Genomic DNA, 4052 nt, shown 5'->3' on the forward strand with positions numbered 1-4052 from the left:
CCGTTGCCGCTCGGGCATCTGTCGCCGGGTACGGCCGCCAGTTGAAGGCGGCCGTGCGCTTATGAAAGTACGTTAGCGGCTCAGGTCATCTTCAGGCCACCTTCAGCGGTTGGCTGTCCGGGCTCAGCAGATCCACGTAAGCCACTGCCACCAGGTCCGACTCCGGCACGCCTAGCCTCGCGAACATCGCATGCGCTTCCGCGTGGCCGCCTTCCTCGTCGTCATCCTGGGCGAGCAGCACTTCCAGTTCGATAAAGTCTCCCAGGCCGTCGACGCGGTCGAGGTGAATGCGCGTGCGTCCCGTCGTATAGACGTGGCGTTCCTTCGTCACGATGCCCCGCGTAGTCAGCGCGGTGGCGAGCAGTGCGTGCATGGCCTCGGCATTGGTCACCGGGCTGCGTGTGTAGTACGACGCCTTGGGACCGTCGCGGTCGTCGCGCTGATAGAAGATCAGTTCGGCGGGCGTGCCGTCGTCGAACTGACGTAGCTTCAGGCGTCCGCGCGGCACGTCGTAGAAGAAATCCTGCTGGCGGAAGATCAACGGAGCGTCGGGCGCGAGTTCGGCGGCGCGTTCGCGCAGCACGTCGAATTGCTGTGCGCGGGCTTTGATTTCGATGTTGCGTGCCATGTCAGGCTCCTGGAAAGGACGGGGTGATCGGCGGCTTCAGATGTAGCGGGTTGCAAGCGCGAAGCTCGCCGGGACGAACAGACTCGAACCGAACGGATACAAGCGGGATACGAACGCGGAAATCGCAGGCGAGGCGTAAGACACACGCGCAAACCCTGAATCTAGCAAAAAGCGCGTGACGGTGCTGTTAAGGTTGCGATGCGCGTTTTGCGTTTGCCGCGTCCAGACGCGCTGTCATGAGCATGGCTCATATCGCCCATTGCTGCTCGATCAGCTTGAGTGCGGTAGCAACCGCCGGCTCCTCCTTGCGGGCGGCCAGCGTGACGAAGCTGAGCTGGGTCGGCACGGTGATGCCTTCGACGATGGTGAGCGCGTGGGCGTGGGCTTCGGCGATGGCGATAGCGTCGCGTGCGAGCGTGAGGCCGACGCCTGATTTGACCAGATCGAGCATGGACGGCTCCTGGTCCACTTCGGCCACCTTCACCGGCTTCACGCCGGCTTCGGCGAAGCAGCGCGACAACAGCCGGTTGTGCGCGGACGCGGGCGGCGTCCAGATCCACGGCAGCGCGGCGAGCGAGCGCCAGTCACGCGCGCCTTTCACACGATCTTTCCAGCCGGCCGGCGCCAGCACGCGGTATTGGAAGCGTGTCAGCGTGATGGCGTGAAACGTCGTGGCGTCGCGCGCGTCTTCCTCGGCCGGCTCGCCGATGTAATAGCCGACATCCAGTTCCCCCGCGCGAATCTGTTCCAGCACCCAGCCGGACATGCCATGCCGCAGCGCCGTTTCGATATGCGGCCAGGTCTCGACCAGTTGCTTGAGAAAGCCGCCCAGCCGCAAAAATGCCGGATCGAGAATCGTGCCGATCCGCAGGTGTCCGCGCACCTCATGGCGCAGCGAGGCCGCCGCGCGCTGCACGTCGCTGGCGGCGCTGAGCGCCCGTTCTGCATGTGGCAGGAGCGCCTGGCCATCGCGCGTGAGCGACAGGCCGTGCGAGGTACGCGTGAACAGCGTCACGCCGAGGGTTTCCTGCAGATGCTTGATCTGCAGGCTGACGGCCGGTTGGGTGAGATGCAGTTGCACCGCGGCACGCGTGAGGTTGCCCTCAGTGGCGACGGTCACAAAGGCACGCAGCAGGGTCAGGTCCATGGCCTGATATTAGCGCGCCTTATAGCGCAATTGAGCATTACTCATTGGATTTCCTTGCGCGTTGCCGATTAGGCTTCGATCATCGCGACATAACGCAGCACGTGAAGCGGTACATGAAGCGGTACGGCAGACACCATAGGTGCGCCGCAATTCATCGGATGAGGAAAACAACATGAGCGAGACACATCGGAGCGAGACGCGCGCCCGCGCGCTGACCCATTTCATCAACGGCCATGCAGTCGAAGGTACGAGCGACCGTTACGGCGATGTTTTCAATCCGGCGCTCGGCTCGGTGAGCGCGCGCGTGCCGCTCGCGAGCGTGGCGGAAGTGGATGCTGCTGTCGCAGCTGCAAACGCGGCCTTTCCGGCATGGAGCGAAACGGCGCCGATCAAACGTGCACGCGTGCTGTTCAAGTTCAAGGAACTGCTCGACCGTCACCATGACGAACTGGCCGAGCTGATTACGCGTGAGCATGGCAAGGTGTTTTCCGACGCAAAGGGCGAAGTGATGCGCGGCATCGAGATCGTCGAATTTGCGTGCGGCATTCCGAATCTGCTCAAGACGGACTTCACCGATCAGATTGGCGGCGGTATCGACAACTGGAATCTGCGCCAGCCGCTTGGCGTAGTGGCGGGTATCACGCCGTTCAATTTTCCGATGATGGTGCCGTGCTGGATGTTCCCGGTGGCGATTGCGTGCGGCAATACGTTCGTGCTGAAGCCCTCGGAGCGCGATCCGTCGGCATCGATCCGGCTAGCGGAATTGCTGAAAGAAGCGGGTTTGCCGGACGGCGTATTGAACGTCGTGCACGGCGACAAGGTGGCGGTCGACGCGCTGCTCGCGCATCCGGATGTGAGCGCGTTGTCGTTTGTGGGCTCGACGCCGATTGCCGAATACATCTATACGGAAGGCACCAAACGCGGCAAGCGGGTGCAGGCACTGGGCGGTGCGAAGAACCATCTGGTGGTGATGCCGGACGCGGATCTGGATCAGGCGGTGGATGCGCTGATTGGTGCGGCGTATGGATCGGCTGGCGAGCGTTGCATGGCGATTTCGGTCGCGGTCGCCGTGGGGCATATTGCCGATGAGCTGATCGAGCGGCTGACGCCGCGGGTGAAGTCGCTGAAGATCATGAACGGGATGGAGTCGGCCGCGGAGATGGGTCCGCTGGTGACGGCGGTGCATCGCACGAAGGTCGAGGGCTATATCGATTCGGGTGTTGCCGAAGGTGCGAAGTTAGTCGTCGATGGGCGCGGGCACCAGGTGGCTGGGCACGAACAGGGATTCTTCCTTGGCGGCACGTTGTTTGACGATGTGCAGACGGACATGAAGATTTATCGCGAGGAGATCTTCGGGCCGGTGCTGTGTGTGGTACGGGTGCCGGATTTTGCATCAGCCGTGGGGCTCATCAACGCTAATGAGTTTGCTAATGGTGTGTCTTTGTTTACCTCTGATGGCGGGGTGGCACGGGCGTTTTCCCGTCAGATCCAGATTGGCATGGTGGGGATCAATGTGCCGATTCCTGTGCCTATGGCGTGGCATTCTTTTGGTGGATGGAAGAAGTCGCTGTTTGGAGATCACCATGCGTACGGTGAAGAGGGGGTGAGGTTCTACACCCGCTACAAGAGTGTGATGCAGCGGTGGCCCGATAGTATTGCCAAGGGAGCGGAGTTTACGATGCCGGTGGCTAAGTAAGGGTTGTTTGCCTGCTCGGCGGTTTTGGTTGTTTGCCGTATGGCGTTGGCCTTGCGTTGCTTTTGGTCTATTAGCTTCGCTGTCTGGTTGTTTGCCTACGGCGTTGGCCTTTCCTTGTTTTGCTTTCGGTCTATTAGCTTCGCCCCTGTGCGGGGCGGCACTCACTTTCTTTGCCGCCGCAAAGAAAGTAAGCAAAGAAAGCGGGCTTCCAACCGCTAGCCCATAAGTGTCCACCACTAGCATGAAAGCGGCGTGGTGCGAGACAAGTCCCTCTCTCGCATCACGCCACTTGGTGACACAGCACTCATTCATCCCGCCCCGCACGATGTGCGGCGGATGGGTCCACCGGGCAGGGGGCAGTGGGGCGTCATCAATTGGTGCAACATGAAGCGGGTGAGTGCGTATGCGTTAGCGCTGGGAGTTATGTCCTTCGGCGGACGCGAAGCGAACGCTGGAGCGAATCACGGCTTTGTCACGGAGCGGGGTTAGGCGGGGGAAGATCTTGTTTCGGACCACTATGGTTTGTGGTTAGAGGTGGACAGCTAAGAGCTGGCGGTTGGAAGCCCGCTTTCTTTGCTTAC

General features: G+C 61.4%; 3 protein-coding genes. 1 reads left to right on the forward strand and 2 read right to left on the reverse strand.

Annotated elements, in window-relative coordinates:
• Window positions 1-91: 91 nt before the first annotated feature.
• Together VGH41_RS10250 and VGH41_RS10255 are read right to left on the reverse strand one after the other, a co-directional pair.
• Complete coding sequence (locus VGH41_RS10250; protein WP_331597291.1) at window positions 92-628, reverse strand: class IV adenylate cyclase; 537 nt, start codon at window positions 626-628, stop codon at window positions 92-94.
• Window positions 629-875: 247 nt separating this feature from the next.
• Window positions 876-1775, reverse strand: coding sequence for a LysR family transcriptional regulator (locus VGH41_RS10255; protein WP_331597292.1), 900 nt, complete (start codon window positions 1773-1775; stop codon window positions 876-878).
• 172 nt (window positions 1776-1947) lie between these two features.
• On the opposite strand from VGH41_RS10255, the gene VGH41_RS10260 reads away from it, so the two are divergent.
• Window positions 1948-3471: a CoA-acylating methylmalonate-semialdehyde dehydrogenase gene (locus VGH41_RS10260; RefSeq protein ID WP_331597293.1), complete on the forward strand. Its 1524-nt coding sequence runs from the start codon at window positions 1948-1950 to the stop codon at window positions 3469-3471.
• The last annotated feature ends 581 nt before the right edge of the window (window positions 3472-4052 follow it).

Origin of the sequence: Paraburkholderia sp. (assembly GCF_036488795.1) — a bacterium.
Lineage (GTDB): Bacteria > Pseudomonadota > Gammaproteobacteria > Burkholderiales > Burkholderiaceae > Paraburkholderia.